At 46.2% G+C, this 26,624-nt stretch carries 22 protein-coding genes; 10 read left to right on the forward strand and 12 right to left on the reverse strand.

Going from position 1 to position 26,624, the window contains the following annotated elements; all coding sequences use genetic code 11:
• Nucleotides 1-51: 51 nt before the first annotated feature.
• A complete protein-coding gene (locus GC130_RS26990) occupies nt 52-597 on the forward strand; it encodes a hypothetical protein (RefSeq protein ID WP_152001481.1) in 546 nt (181 codons plus the stop codon).
• Between the two features lie 205 nt (nt 598-802).
• Complete coding sequence (locus GC130_RS26995; protein ID WP_152001482.1) at nt 803-2,707, forward strand: potassium transporter TrkA; 1,905 nt, start codon at nt 803-805, stop codon at nt 2,705-2,707.
• Here GC130_RS26995 and GC130_RS27000 read toward each other — a convergent pair whose 3' ends face one another.
• Together GC130_RS27000 and GC130_RS27005 are read right to left on the reverse strand one after the other, a co-directional pair.
• Nucleotides 2,708-2,893, reverse strand: a complete 186-nt coding sequence (locus tag GC130_RS27000) for a hypothetical protein (RefSeq protein WP_152001483.1) — start codon at nt 2,891-2,893, stop codon at nt 2,708-2,710.
• A gap of 157 nt (nt 2,894-3,050) precedes the next feature.
• Nucleotides 3,051-4,757 (reverse strand): hypothetical protein, encoded by a 1,707-nt coding sequence (locus GC130_RS27005; RefSeq protein WP_152001484.1) that lies wholly within the window; start codon nt 4,755-4,757, stop codon nt 3,051-3,053.
• A 173-nt stretch (nt 4,758-4,930) separates the two neighbouring features.
• On the opposite strand from GC130_RS27005, the gene gdhA reads away from it, so the two are divergent.
• Complete coding sequence (gdhA, locus tag GC130_RS27010; RefSeq protein ID WP_152001485.1) at nt 4,931-6,274, forward strand: NADP-specific glutamate dehydrogenase; 1,344 nt, start codon at nt 4,931-4,933, stop codon at nt 6,272-6,274.
• A gap of 271 nt (nt 6,275-6,545) precedes the next feature.
• Here gdhA and GC130_RS27015 read toward each other — a convergent pair whose 3' ends face one another.
• From GC130_RS27015 to GC130_RS27035, 6 genes are all read right to left on the reverse strand, one after another.
• Complete coding sequence (locus tag GC130_RS27015; protein ID WP_152001486.1) at nt 6,546-7,253, reverse strand: metallophosphoesterase family protein; 708 nt, start codon at nt 7,251-7,253, stop codon at nt 6,546-6,548.
• A gap of 18 nt (nt 7,254-7,271) precedes the next feature.
• A complete protein-coding gene (locus tag GC130_RS29150) occupies nt 7,272-7,406 on the reverse strand; it encodes a hypothetical protein (RefSeq protein WP_255471551.1) in 135 nt (44 codons plus the stop codon).
• Between the two features lie 509 nt (nt 7,407-7,915).
• On the reverse strand, nt 7,916-8,239 hold the full coding sequence (locus tag GC130_RS27020) for a LiaI-LiaF-like domain-containing protein (protein ID WP_152001487.1): 324 nt from the start codon (nt 8,237-8,239) through the stop codon (nt 7,916-7,918).
• A 6-nt stretch (nt 8,240-8,245) separates the two neighbouring features.
• Nucleotides 8,246-8,863 carry a hypothetical protein gene (locus tag GC130_RS27025; RefSeq protein ID WP_152001488.1) on the reverse strand — a complete coding sequence of 206 codons (618 nt, stop codon included), beginning with the start codon at nt 8,861-8,863 and terminating at the stop codon, nt 8,246-8,248.
• Between the two features lie 164 nt (nt 8,864-9,027).
• A complete protein-coding gene (locus tag GC130_RS27030) occupies nt 9,028-9,555 on the reverse strand; it encodes a ferritin (RefSeq protein ID WP_152001489.1) in 528 nt (175 codons plus the stop codon).
• Nucleotides 9,556-9,841: 286 nt separating this feature from the next.
• Nucleotides 9,842-10,186 carry a hypothetical protein gene (locus GC130_RS27035; RefSeq protein ID WP_152001490.1) on the reverse strand — a complete coding sequence of 115 codons (345 nt, stop codon included), beginning with the start codon at nt 10,184-10,186 and terminating at the stop codon, nt 9,842-9,844.
• Between the two features lie 160 nt (nt 10,187-10,346).
• Between GC130_RS27035 and GC130_RS27040 the strand changes: the two genes are divergently transcribed.
• A complete protein-coding gene (locus GC130_RS27040) occupies nt 10,347-10,628 on the forward strand; it encodes a DUF427 domain-containing protein (protein WP_152001491.1) in 282 nt (93 codons plus the stop codon).
• On the opposite strand, the gene GC130_RS27045 is transcribed toward GC130_RS27040, so the two are convergent.
• On the reverse strand, nt 10,629-13,505 hold the full coding sequence (locus tag GC130_RS27045; protein ID WP_193218035.1) for a DUF5050 domain-containing protein: 2,877 nt from the start codon (nt 13,503-13,505) through the stop codon (nt 10,629-10,631). It lies immediately after the preceding gene.
• On the reverse strand, nt 13,502-14,647 hold the full coding sequence (locus GC130_RS27050; RefSeq protein WP_152001493.1) for an aminotransferase class V-fold PLP-dependent enzyme: 1,146 nt from the start codon (nt 14,645-14,647) through the stop codon (nt 13,502-13,504). The genes GC130_RS27045 and GC130_RS27050 overlap by 4 nt, the downstream gene beginning before the upstream one ends.
• 53 nt (nt 14,648-14,700) lie before the next feature.
• On the opposite strand from GC130_RS27050, the gene GC130_RS27055 reads away from it, so the two are divergent.
• The 6 genes from GC130_RS27055 (at nt 14,701) to GC130_RS27080 (ending at nt 22,698) form a co-directional block, all read left to right on the forward strand.
• Nucleotides 14,701-15,024, forward strand: coding sequence for a Rieske 2Fe-2S domain-containing protein (locus GC130_RS27055; RefSeq protein WP_152001494.1), 324 nt, complete (start codon nt 14,701-14,703; stop codon nt 15,022-15,024).
• Nucleotides 15,025-15,100: 76 nt separating this feature from the next.
• Nucleotides 15,101-15,787, forward strand: coding sequence for a response regulator transcription factor (locus tag GC130_RS27060; protein WP_152001495.1), 687 nt, complete (start codon nt 15,101-15,103; stop codon nt 15,785-15,787).
• A gap of 1 nt (nt 15,788) precedes the next feature.
• Nucleotides 15,789-17,153: a histidine kinase dimerization/phospho-acceptor domain-containing protein gene (locus GC130_RS27065; RefSeq protein WP_152001496.1), complete on the forward strand. Its 1,365-nt coding sequence runs from the start codon at nt 15,789-15,791 to the stop codon at nt 17,151-17,153.
• 84 nt (nt 17,154-17,237) lie between these two features.
• Entirely contained in the window at nt 17,238-18,491 is a 1,254-nt protein-coding gene (locus GC130_RS27070; protein ID WP_152001497.1) for a TolC family protein, read from the forward strand.
• A gap of 11 nt (nt 18,492-18,502) precedes the next feature.
• On the forward strand, nt 18,503-19,591 hold the full coding sequence (locus GC130_RS27075) for an efflux RND transporter periplasmic adaptor subunit (RefSeq protein WP_152001498.1): 1,089 nt from the start codon (nt 18,503-18,505) through the stop codon (nt 19,589-19,591).
• Between the two features lie 5 nt (nt 19,592-19,596).
• The gene (locus GC130_RS27080) at nt 19,597-22,698 is read left to right on the forward strand and encodes an efflux RND transporter permease subunit (RefSeq protein WP_152001499.1); all 3,102 of its coding nucleotides are present in this window, start codon (nt 19,597-19,599) and stop codon (nt 22,696-22,698) included.
• An 8-nt stretch (nt 22,699-22,706) separates the two neighbouring features.
• Here GC130_RS27080 and GC130_RS27085 read toward each other — a convergent pair whose 3' ends face one another.
• Both GC130_RS27085 and polA read right to left on the reverse strand, forming a co-directional pair.
• The gene (locus GC130_RS27085) at nt 22,707-23,675 is read right to left on the reverse strand and encodes a threonine/serine dehydratase (RefSeq protein ID WP_152001500.1); all 969 of its coding nucleotides are present in this window, start codon (nt 23,673-23,675) and stop codon (nt 22,707-22,709) included.
• A 91-nt stretch (nt 23,676-23,766) separates the two neighbouring features.
• Nucleotides 23,767-26,556, reverse strand: coding sequence for a DNA polymerase I (gene polA / locus GC130_RS27090; RefSeq protein WP_226940624.1), 2,790 nt, complete (start codon nt 26,554-26,556; stop codon nt 23,767-23,769).
• Nucleotides 26,557-26,624 lie beyond the last annotated feature (68 nt).

Here is a 26,624-nt window from a genome sequence, read left to right on the forward strand (position 1 = left end):
AAAACTAATCAGAGAGACATTTGTGTTCAAAGGAAGCACTATTCTTACCAAATGAAAAATGTATTGACCTTAGTAGGGGGTGTATTTTTTCTACTAGCATGTAACGTTGACAAAGGCAAAAAAGTTGATGTTGAGAAACTCGACTTTAAAACGACCGACCGTTCCGAACTCTTTTTCAAGAACATGCGGCAGTCGGCCTACACCACAACGGAACAGCAAGAGGCTGGGGTTTACCTCTATACCCACAAAACATGGGACAAAGATTCATTGTCGCCGGTGGTGCCGACCATTGTGTTCAATTGGCGACAGGACAGGGCCTATTTGATGCTTAACTGGTCAGAGAAGTGGAGCGCAATAAAAGAAATCGATGTAACGGTCAGCAGCGACACTCTTCCCGATTACCACCTTATTTATCGGGAGGGGAATATGCGAGACCAGTTGACCTTTTCAGCCACTCTTTATAATGCGATGATGGATGGGGGTCGATTTGCGCTTCGTAAAGATGGAGAGAAAGTGCCGCTTTTTACATCTGACGAAAAAAGAGAAGCATTCCGGGTGACGCTGTATGATTATCTTCGGCTTACCGGGTGGTTTTGAGCCTTCTTTTATAGTTGAAGGGACGGTGAATCACAGAATACAGTTGTATTCAGCCAGCAATTTTATAACCATCTCACTGCCAAAGGTGTTTTATCCCAAATATATCCGGTAATTGAAACGTTTATGCTTTACTATACTGGTAAATTAGATAATTTTGTTTCTATCGACGAAATGGAATTTTTTTTGAGCTGTTTAAACCTTTTAAATGAATAACCAATCAACCAAGGCCCGGCTGAAATACGCATTTGATAATTTCATGTCCGCTGGCTCTACCAAGCTTATTTCGTACCTGGGCTTGGTGGCATTGCTCCTGGTTTTGATGTTCGCCACCATTCTATATTTGGCCAATATTCACCCCGATGAGGTAACCAGGCTCAACTTCGTTGACACCTTTTGGACAAGCCTGATGCACGTGCTGGATCCCGGTACTATTGGCGAGCATGATGGCCACTGGGATTTCCGGATTTTCATGTTCCTGGTTACGCTGCTTGGTATTGTCATCCTCAGTATCCTGATCGGTTTGATTTCCAATGGTATCATGGACAAGCTGGATCAGCTAAGAAAAGGTCGTTCGTTCGTAATGGAGCAGGACCATGTGCTCATCCTGGGCTGGTCTTCAAAAATATTCACCATCATTCCAGAGCTGATCATCGCCAACGAAAACCAGAAGGATCCTAAAATTGTGATCCTGGCTGACAAGGATAAGGTGTTGATGGAAGACGAGATAAAGGACAAAATTGGCAATACCAAGAACACCAAGATAATTTGCAGAACAGGCAACCCTATCGACCTCCACGACCTCGAGATTGGCAACCCAGTTAATTCAAAGTCGATCATCATTCTGGATAAAGAGAATGAGAATTCTGACAGTCAGATTATTAAGACGATTCTGGCCATCATTTCCAGCCCACACAGGAGGCAGGCGCCGTATCATATCACAGCGGAAATAGAAAACAAAAGGAACTTCGAAGTTGCAAAAATGGTGGGCAAGGACGAGGTGGAGCTTATCCTTTCCGACGACTTTGTTTCCAAAATCATGGTGCAAACAAGTCGTCAGTCGGGGCTATCGGTTGTTTATATCGAGCTGATGGATTTTGGCGGCGATGAAATCTATTTTGTAGAGGAGCCGAAGCTGGTTGGCAAGACTTTTCGGGAGGCTATTTTCAGCTATGAAGACTCGGCCATCATAGGCATTCAGTTCGCCTCCGATAATCACGTGGAGGTAAATCCGCCAATGAGCACCGTCATTCAGCCTGGCGACTTAATGATTGGAGTAACCGAAGATGATGACACAATGATTGTGTCTAATCGCACGAATTTCAATTTGGAAGAAGGCTCGATAAGAACGAACGAAGTAGATGTTCCCCATGCCGAGACAATTTTGCTGATTGGCTGGAATAATAGGGCCAAAACAATTATCCAGGAGTTGGACAACTATGTGCAGCCCGGGTCTTCAATTAAGGTAATCTCAAAGTTTGACGATGCGGTAGCGCCGATAGAGAAGCTTAAAAAGACAGTGAGCAACCTCACTCTTGAGTTTGAAATGGTTGACACAACGGACAGGGCAGTTTTGGAGATGCAGAAATGCCAGACGTTCGATTATATCATGCTGCTGTGCTATCAGGAGTACTACCCCATTCAGGAAGCGGATGCCCAAACACTAATCACCCTGCTTCACCTGCGTAATATTTCTTCCAGTTCTCCACGAAAAATGAACATTGTGTCGGAAATGCTCGACATGAGAAACAGGCAGCTGGCAGATATTACCAGTGCCGATGATTTTATAGTTAGCGATAAACTGCTGAGTTTATTGATGACTCAGGTAGCTGAGAACAAGTACCTGATGAGGGTTTTTGAGGATCTTTTTGACGCAGACGGTTCTGAGATTTACATAAAACCGGTTACAGACTATATCAACGTAGATAAGCCGGTAAACTTCTACACGATTCTAGAGTCGGCAGCCAGAAAGAATGAAGTAGCTATTGGCTACCGGAAAATTTCCGATGCCAGAAATGCCACCCAGGGCTACGGGGTAGTGGTTAACCCAAAGAAATCTGATCTGATTACCTTTTCCAGTAAGGACAAGATAATCGTGCTGTCAGAAGACTAACTAAGCAAACGCCTCATTCTTCAGGGCGAGCCTGATTTCCTTTAGCGCCTGGCTCTTTAGCCTTGCTTTGACCCGCTGATCATTTAGTTGCAGTTCTGAGATGTATTCAAGCACATCTTTTTGCTGATCTGTCTTTAGGTTCTCCACCGAGTGAAGAATTTCCGATTGTAGATTACTCAGTTGCATGATTTGGTACAATTAGCTACTGTAAATAACGTAATACAGCGTAACTTGTTCATTACTATTCTATTACCCTATCATTACAGATGTAATATTTCTTCCATAATCGCTGAAAACGGAGACTGCTTTCCGTATCAGAAAAGCTCTGCTTCTGAGTGCGTGGCTAATCTTGTTGTTGAAAGATTTTGTTGATAATGGCAGTGGTGATCAGGTAGGTCGGTTTTACACCTACAAGGCCCAGGCTGCCCGACGCAAGTGTGTTGCCCGTTACCAAAGGATTGTCAGATGCGTAGTAGGCGTACCTTAGTACCACATCTCTGCTAATACTGTTGCGGATAATTGCGTGTGACTGAATAGCCTTCTGATAGTGTGCACCCTCCATTTCCAGTCCAATGGCATTCCACGAGGAGCTTTCGAAGTATTCCAGTACTTCCTTGTTTTGAAGAGAGGTGCCAAGCACGGTGATCATAGGCCCTTCACAAACATATAACCCCTTTGCGTGGAAGTCGTTGGCCTTGAAATCATTGACAATGGGGTAATTGTCCGCAGTGCCTTCGAACACATGGGCTGTGGGGATCATAATGTCTCCTTTGCCTCCCTGCAATATGCCCGCCTTGCCCATGATATTGATTGAAGCCACCCTGATCGAAATTTGATCGTTTTCCTCCAGCGGTTTCAACAGCTCATCCATGATCTCGTAGGCCTGCTCGCCAAAGGCGTAATCGAAAACAATCAGCACTGGTTTCTTGCTCTTGGCCTTTGCCAGGTCTGCTTTAATCTCCGTGGGAAGGAGATCAAAGTTGATTTTAGCGGTATCGATTACCTGAGCAGAGATGTTAGTGCCGTTGCTGTCTTTGATAAGGTGGAGGCCATTTTTGGAGGCAAACGCTTCCACACGATCATTCAGCTCTTTGTTTTTCGGGTCGCTCAGCATAAGCGCTACATCTTCCAGGCTTTGCTTCTTGCGTTCCGATTCTTTTAAGGCCGCAAAGCTGTAAAGAGTGTTGAGGAAACTGTGAAGGTTGGCGCTGATAACATGGATGGGGCGGTCGAGTAGCTTTGCCTTTATCAGGTATTTGTTGATTTGCTGTGACCAGCGCTCACCGTACATGTGGTGTCCAATGCGCTGGCGGAGGGTGGGAGAAAACGAAATTTCGATGGTTTTGCTTTCCTGTTTTTCACGAATGATCAGGGTTCCCAGCCAGTAGACAATGTGAAACAGACCATTGTTATTCGACTTGGACGACTGTAGGCGCATAACAGCCGCCTTTGTTTCCTCGTAGGTTCTACCCAGCAATGTCGACAGGTAAGTGAAGGCAAGCTCCTTGCTTTTTCCTTTCAAATCCTGCTCACTGGTGACCAACTTTTCCAGTGCAAGCCATTCTTTTCTCAGGTTACCACCCCCGTCATAGGCATGCTCTTTAATTTTCTCCGCTTCGTGGTACATGAAGGTAAGGTGAGTGAGAATGTCGTAAATCTCACTTCTGCCTCTGGTTACCTCAATGAACATTTGCTCGTCATCAATCCTGTAGCAATTTCTTTTTCTCGCATGGGGAATGAGTACTTCAAAGCCAGATTTGTGATAACCTTCTTCTGAGATCAGCCGGATGAAACGACACTCCTCTATACCCTTTGGAAGCCGTTCGATCACGTATACCAAGCCATCCAGCTCAACCTTTGAGGGGTCGTTCATGGAGCCATAAATTTCTGGCCTGAGGGTGAGAAGTGAATCGGTAAGCTGCTGGCCGGATGCGCCGGACGGCTTGTAGATGCCACTGTTGAACAGGTGGCGCATTTCGATATAAACTCTTTCAATAGCAGCCCTCGACTCCTGGGCTTTGGTTAGTTCAATGGGGTGGTTAAGCGACATTTTTTACGTTTCACACAAAAATAACCATTTACTTTCAAATGACCATTGTGCCAGGCACCGGCAAACGGAGTGGGGCGCCCTCTGAAGGTGGTTTTTTTCGCTGAGTTTACGTTTGTCACTGAAAACTTTTATATTAATTTTTTGAGATCAATCAACACCTAAAAAAAAGAGATATGAACCACACTGCTTTAGTATCCGCATTTATGGAAAGAACTGCAGCAAAAAACCCCGGAGAGAAGGAATTCCTGCAAGCTGTATTGGAGTTTGCCGAGGTGATAGTTCCTTTTGTGGAGGAGCATCCTGTGTACAAAAAGGCCAAAATTTTGGAGAGGATGGTGGAGCCAGAGCGAGTGGTGATTTTCAGGGTGCCCTGGTTGGACGACAAAGGGGAGATTCAAGTGAACCGAGGGTTCAGGATACAAATGAATTCTGCTATTGGGCCATACAAAGGTGGTTTGAGGTTTCACCCCTCGGTCAACCTGAGCATACTTAAATTTCTGGCGTTCGAGCAGGTATTTAAAAACAGTCTTACAACCCTTCCGCTGGGCGGAGGTAAGGGAGGCTCCGACTTCGACCCCAAGGGAAAAAGCGACAATGAGGTGATGAAGTTTTGCCAAAGCTTCATGACTGAGCTTTGCAGGCATATCGGCCAGTTCACGGATGTGCCGGCAGGCGATATCGGCGTAGGCGCCAGGGAAATAGGCTTCCTTTTTGGGCAATACAAGAAAGTAACCAATGAGTTTACGGGCGTGCTCACAGGCAAGTCGCTGAACTATGGCGGCAGCCTGATCAGGCCTGAAGCGACTGGCTACGGCTGCGTCTACTTCAGCGACGAAGCGCTTCGCCACCATGGTCATGATATAGCAGGCAAAACGGCTGTCGTTTCTGGCTCAGGAAATGTAGCTCAGTTCACCACCGAGAAGCTTATTGAACTGGGCGCAAAAGTTGTGACGGTGTCAGACTCTTCTGGTTTTGTTTATGATAACGCTGGCATTGACGCAGAGAAACTCGATTTTATTAAGGACCTGAAAAATGTAAGAAGAGGCAGGATAAAAGAATATGCTGACAAGTTCAAGGCGGAGTTTCACGAGGGAAAGACGCCATGGGGAACAAAGTGCGATATAGCATACCCTTGTGCCACTCAAAATGAGCTTGACGAAGATGACGCCAAAACACTGGTGAAGAATGAAGTGATTGGCGTTTTTGAAGGAGCTAACATGCCCACTACCCCCGAAGCCATGCACTTTCTGAGGAACAAGGATGTGTTGTTTTCGCCGGGTAAGGCATCTAATGCTGGCGGTGTGGGCACTTCTGGACTGGAGATGGCACAAAACTCCCAACGGCTGTCATGGACGAGGGACGAAGTGGACTACAGGCTTAAAATTATTGTGAAAAGTATTCATGAAAACTGTGTTAACCACGGTGCTGGCAGCAAGATTGTTGACTACGTGAAGGGTGCCAATATCGCAGGGTTCAGAAAGGTAGCGGACGCCATGCTACAGCAGGGAGTTGTATAGAACAGGTAAGGGCTGGCGATAAATTTAATGAGATTATCAGCCAGTTAAACTATTTGTTGGCGTCAATACAATATTGATCTATATTTGGGCTCTCATTAAAATTTCAGAACTATGGCAATGGTAGTTATTATTGGCGTTTTGTTTGTGTTGGCAATTATTTGCCCCATTATTTTGCCCAACAGCAAAGTGAGCAGCCACAACAAAGACCTGGAAGTATAACGAGCATGCTGGTACCTGCAATTGCATCCCGGCAGTTTCCGGGATTTTTCATTTAGTCGATTCTGGGCTGAGTGAAAAGCTTCATTTTGTTTAGTTCAAGGCAGCAGAGCGATCCCATATCCTTTCTTTCGCCCGAATACACACAACCATTGTCCAGTGGAATCACTGGAAATTCTCTCTCTATTCTTTTTTTCATAATTGCCAATTCTACAGGAAGGTGTCCATGAACGAGGCGCTTGTTGCTGGCCTTGCGGGCGTCATAGTGAAAAGCCCTCGTGTTGATCATGGCACTGGTATCGTCAAAAATGCTTTTACTTTCGAAGTTGAACCCGGCATGTACAAAAAAGGTGGTTTCAGTTTCGTAGTACAGGGGAAGCGTAAGAAGAAAATCTACAAATAGCCGCTTTTCGTCGGCAGAAATGGTCTGATACTCTTCATAACGTTTCATGTTGGCGTATTCCGAGGAATCCAGCCAATCGTCGTCGTCTCTGGTGAGAAAGGAGAGGAGGTACTGATCGTGATTGCCTGCCAGAGGAAAGACTTTGGGAAACCGGCTTTTTAAATCGATGATAAAGTTGAGGGTGTCGACTGAAGAGGGCCCCTTATTTACATAGTCACCCAATAAAAAAAGAGGCGATTGCCCCTTGTAGTCAATTTGATCCAATAAAGCTTTTAGCGTATTGATGCAGCCGTGTATATCGCCAATGGCGTATACTTTCTGCTCATTTTCTACAGAAACAAATGAGCCGGATGCACTCATTTCTCTGAAAGCAGTGCCTTATTTGTGGTTCTCTTCAGCCTTAGCTTTCGTTTTTCTTGCGTTAACGAAAAGAAGCGCATTGACAAGAGAGATAAGTCCAATAGCGATGTAAACGAAAAGATCAACACCAGAAGTAACTGCAGGATTAAACATATTGCTTTTGTTTTTTACGTTGCGAATATAATCAGTTTGGCCAGCCGAAAAAACAGCCGTGGGGTAAATAAACGGCTTCACGTTAAAAAAGAGTCACCAATGTGCTCATTTCAACGTTTTTGAATATGCTCGGCCTGCGGAAATCATCGTTTTGTTGAAAAAAAAGTACACGGGTAATGGCTATACCAAGTAGGGGGAAAATGATTCTTACATCAGCCCTACATTTGTATTGTAAGTAACAGAGCAACCCGTGCAGAAATGAAGCCGGTTAGGCAAAGCCAGGAAGCTCAAAAAAGGAATTTGTTTTTCAACACAGCTAAGGAACAAGTAAGTAGGAATAGTTTATTGTTTTACAACCCAGCTAATGATAAAAGGCGGTCTCGAATGAGGCTGCCTTTTTTGCGTCAATGGTGCTTGATTATGCCTGACGTAACCGTGCCTTTTGCAACAAGGGGCCGGATGAGGGGTGTTGCCAGCGAAAAGGGCGACTTCATCAGCCAGGCAGACTTTTAGTTCGGCGCTTCCTCGTCAGCTCTGTTTCTATTACGGAAGAAGAGACTTGCTCCGATAATGATTAAAACAATCGGCCAAATATCTCTGAAATTGAAACTCATAATGTCGGGAAGCAGAAAAACGGCTCCTATGCCGGCAAGTATAAAGCCAGATGAACGATTTCCGGTGAGGAAATTGAAGGCTCCAAGTCCAATGAGTAGCATTTGCCAGGTATGGAAATACCACGGTAAATCGATGATATCGAGGTTTCTCAGGAGAAAAAGCACACCGATGACGATGAGAAAGAGACCTAAGACCAAACGTCTTTGTGATTGTTCCATGATGTCTTATTTAAACCAACCGAATAGAAACGATAAGGTGAATGATGGACTGCTAAAATCTTTATTGTCGTAAAATGAATTGTTGACAGCTGTTACGGTGCGATAACCTACACCGGCATTGACTTTGAACCAATGAGAGAAGTTCATTTCAGCGTCTAGCTGTGGCACCCACACAAACACATTGTCTGATATGGGTGCGGCACTCGACAAAAAGGCATCTTCGGGTGTTAGCCGGAGCACGCCCCAGCCCAGCTTGTTGCTCACACCAAAGTGAATCAGCTTGTGGGGAAAGAACACATAGCCAGCGTAAAAACCACCGTGGGTAAAACTGGTTTCCCGCCTGATCCCCATAGCGTCCTTGTGAACGCTGTTGGACAGACTAAGTCCGTAACCACCGAGAAAGAGCGACCTGTTGAAGAGTACCGCTCCACCGCCGCCATTCATAATGGCAGCATGACCCTCAACGGATGAGAATTCCAGGATGATTCCTCCAAACCCGGAAATATTGATTTTTTCGCCTCCGAACAACACTTTTGGCTCTTCGTCTCTCGCCCTGTTTTGGGCATGTAGATGGCACAGGCAAGCCACAGTAAAAACGCAGACCAGATAGAAAATCCGTTTCATTAGTTGAAGATAAAAAATAACCAATAGCTAAAAGTAGGCCCCTGAAAGATCAAAATGGATCCATCTCTCCTGACCTGTTGAAATAATACGATAAACAGGGCAATAAGGGTATGAAATAAAAAAGGCTCCTTTTGGGAGCCCTTCAAACATAAGTAGTTTTGCAGCTATTCTGCCGTGCCTCGGGTCTTCCCGATTTCTCTGTCGATAAGAATCTTGCCAACGCCTTCTTCACCGACAAGCTCAAATATTTCAAGACACCTTCTTGCAGTAGCCTCTTCTTCTACCTGTTCGTTGATAAACCAGTCGAGAAAAGAAGCAGTTGTGTAATCCTTAGCTTTGTAGCATTTATCAACGATGTTGTTGATAGAATGAGTAATGGCAATTTCCTGCTCCAGCGCAATTTCGAAAACGGACTTGAAAGAGTCGAATTCCTGCACAATGTTGGTGATTTCCGGCACAATGGCGGTTCCGCCCACGCTCGAGATATAGTTGAATATCTTTTTCATGTGCGCACGCTCCTCATCGGACTGGAGCTCAAAGAACCTGGCGCTATGGACGTAACCGTTGCGCTCGCACCAGGACGAGATGGCTAAATAGTTGAAGGAGCTGATGGCTTCTCTGCGCACTTGCTCGTTCAAAAGTTTCTCAATTTCTTCAGAAAGTGAGGTTTTCATTCTTACAATATCCTTCATAACAAAATCTGGTTTCAATAGGCTAAGATAACAGGAATCGAAGCCAAAAAGTGTAGCTGGTGGCTGATTTGTAATTAAACTAAATAACGTGAGTTCGATATAAGAATGTCGTCATTCCGGAAAATATTGGCCTAAAATGAAAATGGGCCAATATTTATCCGGAATCTCAAATGTCTTGAGGCGGAGATTGCGGATAATTTTCTTCAGATCAGAAAAATATCTGAAGAAAATTTCCGCAATGACGCCCCTTGGTGATGTTTTGCAACATTTTTATATCGAACTCACTTTAAATAAGTACGTTGTAAACCCGCTTATAAAGAATTGAGGTCAGCTCAAGCATGGTGGCCGCCCCGGCGAAGAGGTCTTTCAAACCGATCATTTCCTGCACCCTCATAACGAGCAATACATCTATTGACGGGATATACACAACCTCGGTGTCGCAAAGGGAGTGACTAAGCAGGAGACTTTCAGGATTAACTGCCTCCATTTTTGATTTGAGCCGACTGAACTGAATGGCATTGAAAGGCTGCACCACACCCTGAAAAACAAGGTAGAACCGCTTGTTAGAAGTGCTTTGGTACAAAGCACCTACTCCATTTTTGAAAAGTTCCTGAGCGTCTTCTGGTAGCATAGACTATTAAAATCAACGCAAAAATAACGCCTATTTAAAATCAGTCCAAATAAAAAGAACTGATTTTTGTCAGCTGGAAGATAGTTGGGCCAAAAAAAACCGGGTTGCAGAACCAATACCTCATTTTCATGTTAAGCAGGTACAACAAAAGCAAGTACCTATGAAAGCGATTTGGAACGGCCAGGTAATAGCAGAAAGCAATGACACCATTGTTATTGAAAACAATCACTACTTTCCTGCCAACACCATCAAGAGCGAGTTTTTTAAAGCGAGCAACACTCATACAGTCTGCCCGTGGAAGGGGACGGCTTCTTATTACACTTTGGAAGTGGGGGGAGAGCAAAACAAAGACGCCGCCTGGTATTACCCTAAAGCCAGCGAGCTAGCCAGAAACATAGAGGGTTATGTGGCTTTTTGGAAAGGTGTGAAGGTGGAGAAGTAACTAGAAGCCAATCGAACCCAGCAACACATTGAAAACATAGGTGTTTTGATCTGGGATGTACACCATCCTGACACCAGTGGAAAAAACAGGCAGGTATCTCATGATATTGTAATCCAAGAAGAGGTCGAGGCCTACCGAGCTGAACGTGACGTCGGAAGAGGGTGTGGTTCCTATTCCATAATCATAGAATGCATTCGCCCGAACTCGCTGTACATAGAGCAATGGGCCCAGAGCGAGATCAGGACAAACTAGCGGTAGCGCATAGTTAGCGGAAAACGTGGTCAGATCCTTGAACGATGTGTAGCCATAGCCTCTGACATACTGAACCTGGCTGCGAAACCTGTAGTTGTTGATATCCTCTTTTTGGTAGGCGCCCCTCAATCTCACTGAGTGGTGTTTTAGCAAGCCTGGCAGATACAGGTACGCCTCTCCCGACCACAGCGTCGACAAGTAATCGCTTCCTTTAAACGGCGTGTCAAAATAGCTGAGGCTAACCGATTGCCCCCACTTTGGATAGATATCACGCTTGCTTTGTTTGAGAAGCCGGGAGTAGCTTAGGCTGTATTGCGCAGAATAAAGGGAGCCATTTCTCTGTTGGTCAATGTCCAGCACCGGATTGGCATAGTCTTCAACCAGAGTGGAGGAAAACATAGCTGCCACGGAAGCATCTTCCAGATACTTTGAGTGCGTGAGGTGAAAAGGAATGCGAAGGCCGCCGTTGAGTCCCTTTTCAGTCCAGGTGTACAGTCTGTTGTCGTTGTTGACATTTTCAAAAACAGATCTGGTGCCAGACAGCACGCCTGCATCAAGAATGACAGGCAAGCCCTGGTAGGAGAGATTGGCCGACCAGTACCCGGTACCTTCAGTGAGGTTAATGGTGTACCCGGCATCCAAATACATGGTGCTCAGAATGTTTTGCGAGTATAGCCCCAGCTCAATTTGTCTGTCGCTGAGTGTGTTTATACAGCCCCAGCCATAAGGCCGGAAAAGGTGTTTGAACTGCTGGTACTTTTTAACGTCAAAGGTTACCTCCGGCACGGTGTTAAGTATGTCGGCTTGGTTTTCCTGCAGTACCAAAGGCTCAAAATAATTGACCGGATTGACCACCATGTCCTGGAGTTTAGTCCAGCCCGCAGGTTCGAACGGAATCCGAACAATGTCCCAACCATCTTTGGTCATTTCGTTGTAGTAAACCCAACTTTCGTCGCTTGTGACGCTGGGGTTGTAGGCCCCTACCCTCGAGGAAGTAATCTGGAAACGCTCTTTAGAAGAAAGATTAAGTGCATATAAATTGTCGAGCCCGGATGCATCGGAGGCATAGAGCAGCCATTCTCCCGTCAGAACAGGATGCCCGAGGTTTTCAGTGGATGAGGTGATCCATTCAGTTTCCTGACCAGATTTAACGTCAATGCTAACGATGCTTTTTCTGGGAGCAGCATGCTTCAGCGCTACTATCGACAGCCCGTTGCTTGCAAACTGTGGCATGGAATAGAAGTGATTGCCCGGGTTTTCGAATCTGTTGAGGACATTACCGCTTTTTGCGTCGAGCAGCACAATGTTGAACTGATTGTCGATGCTTGATTCTATGGTAACCACTATTGTGCCATCTGGCGAAATGCCCGCTCCTTTGTACCGCTTTCTTTTGCCCAGGGTAGCTGCTTTTCCTGTTTTCAAATCAAAAACTTTGATTGAGGAATAGGTGGTTTTGTCCCAGCGGGGGTGAAAAAGAATCTCGTTCCAAACGACCTTGCTGCCGCCTGAGGACAGGTAACCATTGTCTTCCCAAACACCAAGCGTGTGCAACACTCTCCAGCTCCCATTACTTTCCTGTTCTACGAGCTGAGAAATGTCGCCGATGCCATACCGGATGGCCAGCACACTCCGATCAGCCGATAACTGGGGATAGGCGTATTCTGTGTAGGCCTTTCGCCTCTTTTGGTTGACGGACTCGAAACTTGTCAGCTTCAGGTCGGCCACCTGGTTTTCATATAGCCCTTCCATTTCCTCACTCATGAGGTTGTAGTTTCTGGTGAGGTTGAGTCCGGTTTCTTTTTTCAGTGCCCTGGAGAATGTGAAGGGGAGAATTGGCCAGCTAAAGGAACGTTCGGTTACTCTGTCCAGAATGTCATCACCGTAAGTTCTGCGAAGGAAGGTAGTCATCAGGTAGCCGGTGAGGTAGTGGTTGGGTATCTGGTCTTTGTAGGATCGCAAGTACTGCTTCTGATATTTAAAGCCACCTCTGTCGAGCAGATTGGCACGGTGAAGTGCTTGAAAATAGGGAATACGACCCCTGCCCGAACCGGACATGGCTGTTTCGATCCCCACGGCGTCGCCCTCCCAAAGCCAAAGTGGCGTTGAGATAAATGCCAGGCCCGCCAGGACGTCCTCTCCAAAAAACCAATAGCCGAGCTTTGAGATCCCCGTGATAGATTTGTCGAATTGCACCACATGCCGGTATTCGTGGGTAGCCAGCGTGTTGAGCCAATCGTTGTTGCCGAGAAACTTATAGTCTTGAGGAGGAGAGGTATAAAATTCAGATCGTCTGGGCCCCAGTGTTACAAACCCGTTGGAGATAACTCCTTGATTTTGCAACAGAATGGGGATAGGTCTGGGCTTCTTGCCCAGCGACTTGGAGACAGGGCCATGGAGGTGTTCCAGGGTGTTGGCCATTCGCTGACCTTCTTTTTCAAAGCCTTTGGGAAAGAGCACATTGAAGTTATCGGTTATTATCTCGTTCCATTTTAGTGTGGCGGGGTTGTTTTCCATCACTGGAACCTGAGCAAAAATGGAATGAAAAAAACACAGCAGAAGTAAGGTTAGAGCGGTTGGCTTTAGCATAGGCTGAAAACAACCTACCATTTGGTTAACCTTAATCATTCGAAGCATTTAAGTAAGACAGAAATGTCGTCGAAATTGTTGTAAACATTGGGTGAAATGCGGATAGAGGTGCCTCTGACGGAAACACTGACTTTGTGCTGTTGAAGGAGGGCCTGGGTTTTCTCAAAAGAGGTCTTTTCTTTGAACCTAACCCCAATGAGGTGAGGAGAGTGATAGGCGTCATCTTCGATCAGATAGCCTTTGTTGCGCAAAATGGTAATAGCCTCCCGGGTGAGTTGAGTGCAATACCGGCTTATTTCAGGCACCCGCCATTTGATGATTTGTTTGAGAGCAGCCTTTAGCATGGGCACAAGAATAAAATTGCTGTGCTCGCCTACCTCATAGCGGAGTGCGCCGGGTTGATAATTCTCCTGATAGTTGATGAGGTTAGCAAAATTCTCACTTTCAAATCGGTTGATCCAGTTTTCTTCCACCGGTGAGCCATTGTCAAAGTGTGGGCCGTAGTAGGCAAGCCCGATGGAGTAAGGTCCCATCAGCCATTTGTACCCAGCACAAACCAGGGCATCGGGCTCAATTTCTTTTACACTGAATGGGAAAGCCCCAACAGATTGCGTGCCATCAATGACCAGCAAAGCACCAACCTCCCTGGTGCGCTGCCGAATTTTCTTCAATTCAAAAACAGTACCATCGGCCCAATGACAGTGGCTGATCGCCACAAGCTTGGTCTTGCTACTGATGGCTTTCAGAATGTTCTCATTCCATTTCTTTCCACGTCCTTCTGCCAGCTCGGGCGGAGCAATTATTTTGAACTCCGCTCCCTGATCATTACAAGCCTTCATCCAGGGATAAATATTGCTTGGAAACTGCTCTCCGGCAGCAATAACCTCGTCGTCTTTGCTCAGCTTCAGGTTCCTGGTAACGGTGGCCATGCCATAAGACACAGAAGGGATCACAACTATTCGATTGGACTCAGGGGTATCAATTATCTCTGCAAACAGCTTCCTTAACTCGTCGGTATCCGAAAAAAAATCTTGAGGTGAGACTTGATAGGGAAACCTCTTTTTTTGCATACCCTCGATGCCTTTTTCTTCAACCTTGATCATCATGGGCGACATGTAGGCGCAGTTGAGGTAGGGAACACCTTCAGGCAGAAAAAATTTATCTCTTTGGCAATCGAGCATCGTTGTTCTAATTTTAGCTATCGGGGTAAAAATAATCGTAATAGTCACAATACATGCAATGGTATAAGGTATTTTCCAGCGAACAGGCCATGCAAAACAGTCTGACGATGAACAAGCCGGTAAAACTGACTGCTGGCGGGAAAACGCTTTGCCTTGTGATGACGCCGAAAGGAGTTTTTGCTTTTCACGACGCTTGTCCACATATGAGGTTTCCGCTGCACCAGGGGAGGGTCAATCCCTTCGGTGAAATAGTTTGTGCATTGCACACCTATCGTTTCAACATGGAAACTGGGGAGGAGGCAGAGCAAAGAGGCGGCGACCTGGACTGTTGCCCGTTGGAGTGGAGGGAGGATGGGCTGTATGTGGGGGTGGCGTGATCCTTTCTGAAAAAGTGCCCTTATGAATCTCTATTACTCGTATAATTGTGAACTGTTGCCACTCACTTTTTAAACCATGACCAACGTACTGCTGCTGGAAGATGATTTTACGATGGCCAATGAGCTCAAGCGGCTTTTTGCTAGTCATGGTATGACTTGCGACGTGGTATACGACGGCGTGGTTTTTTTTAAACAGCTGCAAGCCAGTAGCTATCAGTTGTATGTGCTAGATATTAATGTGCCTTCCATGAGTGGGATAGAGGTTTGCAAAAAAATAAGACAGACAGACAGCGCTACTCCCATCCTGATGTTAACCGCCTACAGTGCAGTAGAAGACAAAGTGGAAGCGCTTGAATATGGAGCGGACGATTACCTGGTAAAACCATTTCAGATTGAAGAACTGTTGGCCCGCATCAAGGCATTGCTGCGCAGAAGTGTGTCACCTCAAAAGACGCCCGACAGTTTGCTGAAGGTCGCCGACTTGGAGATTTCGGTTGATGAGATGAAGGTGTGGAGGGCAAAAAAGGAAATCGTGCTAACACCAAAAGAGTATCGACTTCTGGAGTTGCTGGCCAATGCCCGGGGTCGGGTTGTTTCAAAGCAAGCTATTGCTGAGCAGGTGTGGGACATCAACTTTGAAACAGGCACCAACACTATTGAGGTGTATATCAACTTTTTGAGAAACAAAGTAGACAAGGGCTTTGACCCGAAACTTATCCACACCCGACCGGGCTTTGGATATTATCTGAAGGAGGAAGAGTAACATGAACCTGAAGCAGCGATTTTCAATCATTTTTAGCTTGCTGTTTTCGGCGCTTCTGGGGGTTGTGCTTCTGATGATATTCTCGCTGTTTTCTCAATTCAGAAAAGAGGATTTTGAGGAGCGCCTTCAGGAAAAGGCCATCACCTCCATCAAGCTTCTTGTAGAAGTAAAAGAAGTAGATTATCAGCTCCTCAAAATCATCGACAGGAACACCATCCACAAGCTGTATAATGAGAAAATCTTGATCTTCAACGACAGTTTAGATATGATTTATAGCAGTATCGATGATGCTGTCATTAGCTGGGACCTGGAAGACTTAAAGTACCTGAGGGACAATAAGACTTTTTTTAAAAGGAGTAACGAGTATGATGTTTATGGCATGTATTACGACTCCAACGAGAAGGATTACTTTGCACTGGTTACTGCCGAAGACAAATACGGAAACAGAAAGCTCGACTACCTGAAGTATCTTTTGTTGGGGGCCTTTTTTGCGGGTGCAACCACCGTTTGGATCTTGTCATTTTACCTTAGTAAGAAAAGCCTGCTCCCTCTGGACATTGTGCGGGAGAAGATTCAGCAGATTACTGACAATAACCTTAATATCAGGCTTCCGGCTTCCGGCAAAAAAGATGAAATCGACATGCTTTCGGGTTCGTTCAATCAGATGCTTGACCGGATAGAGCGCTCTTATAAAAGGCAGAGAGAATTTGCGTCCAACGCATCGCATGAGCTTCGAACGCCCATTACCCGGATAGTTACACAGCTTGAAAACATGGCGCATGAGAAGAGCCTTTCGCCGGAGGCAAGGCAGACCTTGCGAAGCATTTCTGGAGATACTTATCAGCTATCCGACGTTGTCACTTCTCTCCTCATTTTATCAAGAATAGACGAAAAGAAAGGGCTGGGCTCCTTTCAGAAGGTGAGGCTTGACGAGTCGGTGTTCGCTTGCTCACAAAAACTTTCCAGGATTTACCCCGACTTCAAACTTCACTTTGAAATAGAGAACAATACCAGCCAGGAGATAAGTCTGGAAATAGAGGGGGACGAAATTCTGTTGGGCATCGCCATTACTAACCTTTTGAAAAATGCCTACCTGTACTCTGACAATCAGCAGGCGCTTTGCACATTGCGCACCAATACCGATACAATCGAACTAGTGCTTGTTAACAGTGGAGAAACACCCTCTGAGAGTGAGCTTACCCGGCTTTTTCAGGCGTTCAAGCGAGGATCCAATACCGCCAATAAGCCGGGAAGCGGGCTTGGCCTGGGCATCGTGCAACGAATTCTTCAATACCACGGGGCATCCATCACCTATAGGATTCCCGAGGCTCGTAAAAACGAAGTGGTGGCCACTTTTAAAATTTAAGGTTTATTTAAGCCAGTCTTTAAGCTTCTTATAAGCTCGCCTCCGTCTATTTGCTACCAGTTTATTTAAGACGGTAAGCAAAGGATGCGTTATTATATCACAGGCTTTTTGTTTTTGGTCTCAGTTTTTAGGGCATTGGGGCAGGGAGGCTATACACTTGCCGAGGCTGAGTCGAAGTTTTTGAACGACAACCTCCTTCTGCTCGCTGAACAATACAATGTGGAGGCAGCGGGAGCACGGGCGATCCAGGCAAAGCTTTGGGACAACCCTTACTTTTCCGCAGAGTTGAATGCTTTGAACCCGCAGGACAATAAGGTGCTGGATGTTGGGAAGGCCGGACAGAAGGGTTTTGCTATTGAGCAACTTATTCACCTTGGAGGGCAGAAAAAGAATGAGGTGAACCTGGCGAGGTCCAATGTGAAGCTGGCTGAGCTTCAGTTCAATGATCTTCTTCGGAACTTGAAGTACCAATTGCGATTTAGCTACTTCTCCATTTATTACGACATGGTGTCAGTGGCGGCACTCGACAACCAAATAAGCAATGTCGACTCGCTTCTGGCGGCGTACGAAGTGCAGGTGAACAAAGGAAACATTGCCCTCAAAGACATGGTGCGGCTCCGGTCGCTTTATCTCGGACTTAAGAATGACCGAACCATGCTGGCTTACGATATCATAGAACAGCAATCGATACTCAGGTTGCTTTTGGATTCCGGGACAGATGTTGTTCCCAATCCCACAACTGCCGAGCTACAGATATATGAGCAGCGCCTGGTTCTAGAGGTGAACGTGCTTGCGGAGGCTGCTTCGGCTAACAGGCCAGACTTATTGTACGCATCCCAGCACGTAGAGTCGAATCAATGGAACGTGAAGTGGCAGAAGTCCTTGGCTATTCCTGACCTTACTCTCGGAGCGTCTTACGATCAACGGGGAGGTGCCTTCCAAAATCAGGTAAATCTTACGCTGGGCCTTCCTCTCCCACTTTGGAACCGAAATCAGGGGCATATCAAACTAGCCGAGGCAGAGTTAGCGCAATCGCAAAAGCTATATGAGTTGCAGTCGTCAAAGTTGCAAAACGAGATCATTACAGCTTTACAAAAGTACGAAGAGGCCTCAGCCAATTATCAGTACATCAGCTCCCCCAACTCCGACTTCAACAATTTCGACAGAGTGTATGCCGGGGTGCTGGCCAACTTCCAGAAAAGGAATATTTCGCTGATAGAGTTTACCGATTTTATGGAAAGCTATCAGCAAAGTATTATCCAGTCCAACAACATTAGAAAAGACTTCGCAGGTGCCTGCGAGCGAATTAATTACACGACTTCTACGCCAGTTTTCTGAATAAATAAACAATGAGAAAGCTACTACCAATCGTTCTCCTGACAGTGTTGGCAGCCCTTTTGGGATGCCGTCAACAGGATGCGGACACAAGTGAAAAAGAACAGACATTTGTGCTCAGCGATGCCATGCTTAAGTCCACAACTACGGCCAAAGCCGTTCTGGAGCCGCTTCGGAATGAGCTGAGGTTCTATGGTAAGATTACCACCGACAACAATAAGCTGATCGAAGTATTTCCGGTGGTGGGAGGTAACGTGGTAAAAGTGTATGTGGAGCTTGGTGACTATGTGAATAAGGGTCAGTTGCTCGCCACTATTAGAAGTACCGAGGTGGCTGGCTTCGAGAAAGAACTACAGGACGCAAAGAACGATGTATTGGTGGCGCTGAATAACGTGAAAGTAGCGCAGGAGCTCTATGAGGGAAAGCTTGTGGCCGAAAGAGACGTGATTGAAGCCAAAAGCCAGCAAGAAAAGGCGCAATCGCAGCTCAACCGAATTGAGGAGACCTACCGGATTTACAACATGAAATCGGGTTCAATCTATGAGGTAGTGTCGCCTATTAGTGGTTTTGTGATTGAGAAAAACATCAATCAGGACATGCAGCTGCGAGCCGACCGGACGGACAACATTTTTGACATTGCCCAGATAGATGACGTGTGGGCCATTGCCAACGTGAACGAAAGCGACATCAATGAGGTGAAGCTTGGGGTAGATGCATTTGTCACTACCCTTAGCTACAAGGACAAAGTATTTCATGGCAAGGTGGACAAGATATTCAACATCATTGACCCGGCCACTAAAGCAATGAAAGTTCGGATAAAACTGGCCAACAGTGACTATCTGCTGAAACCGGAAATGAGAGCGTCGATTCGTGTCAGCTACACTGAAGACATGCAAATGCTGGCTGTTCCTTCCAATGCCGTAATCTTTGACAAGAGTAAAAACTTTGTGGTCGTTTTCAACGATCGTTTTGACCTGGAAGTGAGACAAGTCGAGACTTTCAGGCAGCTGGGTGACATCACCTATATCGCCGCCGGATTGAAAGAAGGAGACAGGGTAGTTACCCACAATCAGCTGCTCATTTACGACGCCCTAACTGACTAAAGTTCATGAATAAGTTCATTAGAAGCATTATTGCCTTTTCGCTCAAGAACCGGGCCTTCACGTTTTTTTGGGTCGGTATACTCGTGATTGCTGGCTTTATCAGTTTCAAAAATATGCCCATCGAGGCATTTCCAGACGTTACTAATACCCAAATCATCATCGTAACCGAGTGGAACGGAAGAAGTGCAGAAGAAATTGAGCGATTCGTTACTACGCCGATAGAAATCGCCATGAACTCTGTTCAGAAGAAAACCAGCGTTCGCAGCATTACCATGTTTGGTCTTTCCGTCATAAAAATCATATTTGATGATGATGTAGAAGACTTCTTTGCCCGCCAACAGGTCAATAATCAGCTCAGAAACGTGTCGCTGCCCGAAAGCGTGGAGCCTGATGTGCAACCACCCTACGGCCCGACTGGCGAGGTTTTCCGGTATACGCTGAAAAGCAAAAGCAGAGACACCAGGGAGTTGCTTACTATTCAAAACTGGGTGATCGATAGGCAACTGCGCTCCATCCCGGGCGTGGCCGACCTTGTGGCGTTTGGTGGTCAGGAGAAAGTTTATGAGATAAGTATTGACCCCAACAGGTTGGCTCAGTTCGATGTAACACCCCTTGAGGTGTATGAAGCCGTGGCGAAGAGTAACCTCAACGTTGGGGGGGATGTGATAGAAAAGAATGGTCAGGCCTATGTTGTCCGGGGTATTGGGTTGCTGCAAAGCCCGGAGGACATTGAGAACATTATCGTCGATGATGCAAACGGTAACCCGGTGCTTGTGAAGAACCTGGCTGAGGTAATAGAAAGCTCAATGCCACGGGTGGGCCAGGTAGGTTTGAACGACAACGATGATGTAGTCGAAGGCATTGTTGTGATGAGGAAGGGTGAGAACCCTAAGGAGGTACTGGAGAGAGTGAAAGCCAAAATAGAAGAGCTTAATACCCGGGTGCTGCCGTCAGATGTGAAAATGGAAACCTTCTACGACAGGGACAACCTGATGACCTACACCACCAATACCGTTATGCACAATCTTTTTGAGGGGATTGTGTTTGTAACTGTTATTGTATTTCTTTTCATGGCCGATTGGCGCACCACGCTGATCGTGTCTATCATCATTCCTCTTTCGCTGCTCTTCGCTTTCCTCTGTCTTCGGATGAAGGGCATGAGTGCTAACCTGCTTTCGCTGGGAGCTGTCGACTTTGGGATTATTATTGACGGCGCAGTGGTGATGGTGGAAGGCCTCTTCGTATCGCTCGACCACATGGCCCGGCACAGAGGAATGGCCAACTTTAACAAGCTGGCGAAGGCTGGAATGATTAAGAAAACCGGAGCAGAACTTGGCAAGGCCATATTTTTTTCCAAGCTGATTATCATTACCGCCCTGTTGCCAATTTTTGCCTTTCAGAAGGTGGAAGGTAAGATGTTTTCCCCCCTCGCCTACACACTGGGTTTTGCCCTGATTGGCGCCTTGATCTTCACGCTTACATTGGTGCCTGTTCTCTCACACCTGCTGCTTAACAAGAATGTAAAGGAGACCTACAATCCGTTTGTAAACATCTGGAATAGAATGGTTGAGAAGGGGTTTTTGTGGACATTCAGGAGCAAGAAAATATCATTGATTACAGCACTTATTTTGCTGGCGGTTACGCTCTTTTCATCAAAGTTTTTGGGTACCGAGTTTTTACCGCAGTTGAATGAGGGGGCGCTTTGGGTGGAGGCCAAGCTGCCGATGAGCTCCAGCCTGAACGAAACTGTGAAGACTGTAGCCACACTTAGAAAAGAGCTTCAGAGTTTTGAGGAGGTAAATGGTGTCCTTTCCCAAACGGGAAGAAGCAACGACGGTACTGACCCAAGTGGATTTTACTATGTGCAGATGCAAGTGAACCTGAAGCCAAAGGAGGAGTGGAAGCGAAAGATCTCATTGGACGAATTGGTCGAGGAAATGGATGAAAAGCTGAGGAACTATCAGGGCATCGTTTACAACTACTCTCAGCCAATTATTGACAACGTTGCCGAGTCGGTGGCGGGAATCAACGCATCCAATGCGATAAAAATTTACGGCGATGACCTCGACGACCTTGATGAAATAGCTGGCCGGGTAATTGAACAAATAAAGGACGTGCCTGGCATTAAGGACGTGGGCATATTGAGGAACCTTGGGCAACCAGAAATCAGTGTAGTTCTTGACAGGGAGAGGATGGCTGCCTATGGAGTGACCATCGCCGATGCGCAAGCTGTACTGGAAATGGCTTTTGGTGGCAAAACAGTGACTCAGAAATACGAGGGAGAAAAGAAATTTGATGTGCGCATCAGGTATGACAAGGATTACAGGAAAGACGAGAGGGACATTGCGAACCTCAAGGTACCCACCATTCACGGGGCCAAAATCGCACTGAAGGAAATTTGCTCCATTGAAACCATTTCAGGCCCAGCCTTTATTTATCGGGACAATACTAAGCGCTTTATTGGCGTGAAGTTTTCAGTGCGTGAAAGAGACCTGGGGAGTACGATTGAGGAGGCACAGAAAAAAGTATCAGCCAATATCAATTTGCCGGTCGGATATAGCGTAGGGTGGACTGGCGAGTTTGAAAACCAGGTGAGAGCGACGAAAAGGCTGGGAGAGGTGGTGCCCATCAGCATCATCGGTATTTTTGTGCTTTTGTTTATCATGTTTGGCAATGTAAAGGATTCGCTCCTTGTGCTAGCCAATGTACCTTTTGCCCTCATCGGAGGTATTTTGGCCCTTCACATGACAGGCATCAATTTCGGAATTTCTGCCGGTGTCGGCTTTATTGCCCTATTTGGCATTTGTATCCAAAATGGGGTAATTCTTATCTCCGAATTTCACAAAAACATTAAGGCAAAACTGTCACTCAATGAGTCGATCATAGAGGGTGTGAAAGTCAGAACAAGGCCAGTGGTGATGACCGCCCTTATGGCGTCAATAGGCCTGATCCCGGCCGCAACGTCAACTGGAATCGGCTCCGAATCGCAAAAACCACTGGCTGTGGTGATTATTGGCGGCCTGATTACAGCGACCGTTCTAACACTGCTCGTCTTCCCAATTATTTTCTGGGTATTCAACAGAACTAAACACGAACAGATCAGCTAGTGACGAAATTATTTGGCGAACGACTTACCGAACGGCAGGTCTTCCAGGTCAACATTGCCACCGGTGAGTATAATGCCTATTTTTTGCCCCTTGAATTCCTCTTTTCTTTTCAACAAAGCGGCAAAGGGTACGGCGCATGAAGGTTCGATGATGATTTTCATACGCTCCCAGATGATGCGCATGGCGTCGACAATTTCAGTTTCCGAAACGGTGACGATTTCCTTAACGTGATTTCTGATGATCTCAAAGGTAAGCGGGCTCAGGCTTGTTCGCAGGCCATCGGCAATTGTCACTGGCGGCCTGGCAGGCATCAGCTTGCCTTTCTTCACCGACTGATAGGCATCGTCTGCTAACTCAGGTTCGGCCCCAATAACCGCAGTTTTAGGCGAGAGGTAATGGCAAGCGAGGGCAGTGCCGCTTAGCAAGCCGCCACCACCTACAGGGGCCATTACTACATTCAAATCCACTACCTCTTCCATCAGCTCTTTGGCAGCAGTAGCCTGGCCGGCGATGATAGCCGAGTCGTCGTAGGGAGGGATGAATGTCGCTCCTGTTTCGGCTGTTACTTTCTTTAATGTGTCCTCTCTTGACTTCAGAGTGGGCTCGCAAAAAATGACCTCGGCACCGTAGCCGATTGCAGCGTTTTTCTTCACCTCGGCCGAATTGCTTGGCATCACAATGTAGGCCTTTACACCGGCCATTTTAGATGCGAGGGCAACGGCCTGTGCGTGATTGCCCGACGAGTGTGTGGCGAACCCCTTGGTCCGGTTTTCAGGCACAATGGAGAAGATGGCATTCACAGCTCCCCTCATTTTGAAAGCCCCGACCTTTTGGAAGTTTTCGCATTTAAAATAAACACTGGCGCCAACCATTTCATCAATGCTATGCGAAGTGAGTACAGGAGTTTGCAGAATGTGACGAGCAATTCGGGTGTGGGCCCGTTTGATATCGCTCATAGAGGGAATGGTCAATTCCATTTTTTATGGTATTTCTAGGTTGTTAATTCTTTGCAAAAGGTGATCGATATCCAGCCTTCAACTATCCGGTTACGGACGACCTTGCTAGGTTTTAATGTGCCTCCAGCCAGTTATTGCCTACACCGGTGCCGACCTCCAAAGGTACTTCAAGGGAAATGGCATTTTCCATAAAATGCACCACTTTTTCTTTGACTACATCCAGCTCACTTTCATGTACATCGAAAACCAATTCATCATGCACTTGCATGATCATTTTAGTCTTCATTTTTTCTTTGATAAGCCAGTCATGTATGCGTATCATGGCGATTTTTATAATATCAGCGGCACTCCCCTGGATAGGTGCATTGATGGCGTTTCGCTCAGCAAACCCACGGATGGTGATGTTTCGGGAGTTGATGTCTCTCAGGTAGCGACGTCTCCCCAGTATGGTTGTTACGTATTCCTGTTCACGTGCCACGTTCACAATATGATCCATGTAGCGTTTTACTGCTGGAAACTCAGTGAAATATGCATCAATAATTTCTTTTGACTCGGTACGTGAAATGCCCAGGTTTTCGGCCAGGCCAAACGCTGAAATGCCGTAGATGATACCAAAGTTAGCCGACTTGGCAATGCGCCTCATGTCGGAGTCCACTTCTTCCAGTGGCTTTTTGAAGATTTTGGCTGCTGTGGTTGAGTGAATATCCCGGCCGTTTTTAAAGGCCTCAATCATACTTTCATCTTTGGCAAAAGCGGCAATAATGCGTAGCTCGATTTGCGAATAATCTGCAGAAAATATTTTGTAGCCTGCTTCTCGTGGAATAAAGGCCTTCCTTATCTCCCGGCCCTTTTCGGTTCTTATCGGGATGTTCTGCAAGTTAGGGTTGTTTGAGCTCAGTCGCCCTGTGGCCGCCACTGCCTGACGGTAGTCGGTATGCACCCTTCCGTCTATTTTGCTGATCATCAGCGGCAAGGCATCTACATAGGTCGACTTCAGCTTTTGATACTCCCGGAATTCCAGAATCTTGTTGGCGATGGGGTGTTCGTTCGCCAGCTTTGAAAGAATGTCTTCACCGGTTGCGTATTGCCCGGTCTTTGTCTTTTTAGGGCTTTCGATCAACTTGAGTTTGTCAAAAAGTATCTCACCCAGCTGCTTGGGAGAAGCGATGTTGAATGTTTCGCCGGCAATCTCATAGATTTCTTTTTCTACAACTTTACTGGCCTTCTCCAGCTCTCCCGACATTTGACTCAGCGCATCCGTATCAATTTTGACGCCTTCGTACTCCATGTATGACAGCACTTTTACCAACGGACCCTCTACTTCGTCCAGCAGTTTTTTCATGCCGTATTTTTCTACCTCAGGCTCAAGCTTTTCCTTTAACTGCAAGGTGATATCGGCATCTTCAGCGGCATATTCCTTGATGGCTGCCAAATCGGCATCCCTCATGGTGCCCTGCTTCACACCTTTTTTACCAATGAGGGTTTCGATAGAAATAGGGCTGTAGTTAAGGTAGTTTTCAGCGAGCACATCCATGTTATGCCGGGTGTCGGGATCGACCAGGTAGTGAGCCAGCATGGTGTCGAACAGCGGCCCTGCTACTTCAACGCCATATTTTTTCAGCACCGTCATATCGTATTTGATGTTCTGCCCAATCTTGGTAATGCTTTCGCTTTCAAATACCTCCCTGAACTCTTCGGCTATTTTTTTAGCATCCTCAAACTTTTCCGGCACGGGTATATAGTAGGCTTCGCCGACTACATAGGCAAAAGAGATGCCCACTAGCTCCGCCTCAAATGAGTCAATATTGGTGGTTTCGGTGTCGAAGCAGACCTCTTTTTGCAAAAGCAGATATTTGAGGAGACTTTTCCTTAGCTCCGGCGTGTCGATCAGGTGGTAGTCGTGCACTTCCGTGAAAGCCGTTTTCTTTTCAGCAGGTTGTTCGGCTTCAAAGCTTTCATTGCTTGGGACAGGAGGAGGCGTACCAAACAAATCCATCTGTGATCCGCTTTCTTGCTTTTTAGGTTCGCCGAAAATACGCTTCGCCAGGGTTCGGAATTCCAACTCATTAAAAATACCTTTTAGTTTTTCCTCATCTGGCCCATCGTATCGGAGCTGCTCTTCGTTGAATTCAATAGGTACCTCGCAGTGAATAGTGGCAAGTTCTTTACTCATTATACCCTGTTGGGCAAACTGAATTACATTCTCTTGAAGCTTTCCTTTCAATTTATCTGTGTTGGCAATGAGGTTTTCTACTGTGCCAAATTCTTTCAAAAGCTTGGAGGCTGTTTTGGCGCCCACCCCCGGAATGCCGGGAATATTATCTACAGAATCGCCCTGTAAACCGAGCAAGTCACGAACCTGATCTACCCTGTCGATATCGAATTTGGCCAACACTTCTGGAATACCCAGTATTTCCACCGAATTACCCAGAAAAGCAGGCTTATAGAGGTAAACATGCTCTTGCACAAGCTGAGCGTAATCCTTATCGGGCGTCATCATGAATACTTCAAACCCCTGATGTCCAGCTTTGGTGGCAAAGGTCCCAACGATATCATCTGCTTCAAAACCATCCAATTCAAGTATCGGAATTCTATAGGCCTCGGCCATTTTTTTCACCCAAGGAATGGCAATCTGTATGTCTTCAGGTTGAGCCTCTCTATTGGCTTTGTATGCGTCATACTGCACATGCCTGAAAGTTGGAGCTGGTGTATCAAAACAGATTGCAATGTGGGTTGGTTTTTCCTTGTTTAAGATTTCTAATAGTGAATTAGTGAAGCCAAGAATCGCTCCCGTACTCATGCCTTTTGAGTTTATTCTTGGGTTTTTGCTAAAGGCAAAATGAGCCCTGTAGATAAGGGCCATTGCGTCAAGCAGGAAAAGTTTTTTCTCGGGTTTGCTCATAATGGTAAAGGTAGAAAAAATGGAGTTTCCATTCGAGAAAGTATGCAGCTTAGCTCCGCCTAAAATTT

The sequence above is a fragment of the Imperialibacter sp. EC-SDR9 genome, assembly GCF_902498805.1.
GTDB lineage: Bacteria > Bacteroidota > Bacteroidia > Cytophagales > Cyclobacteriaceae > Imperialibacter.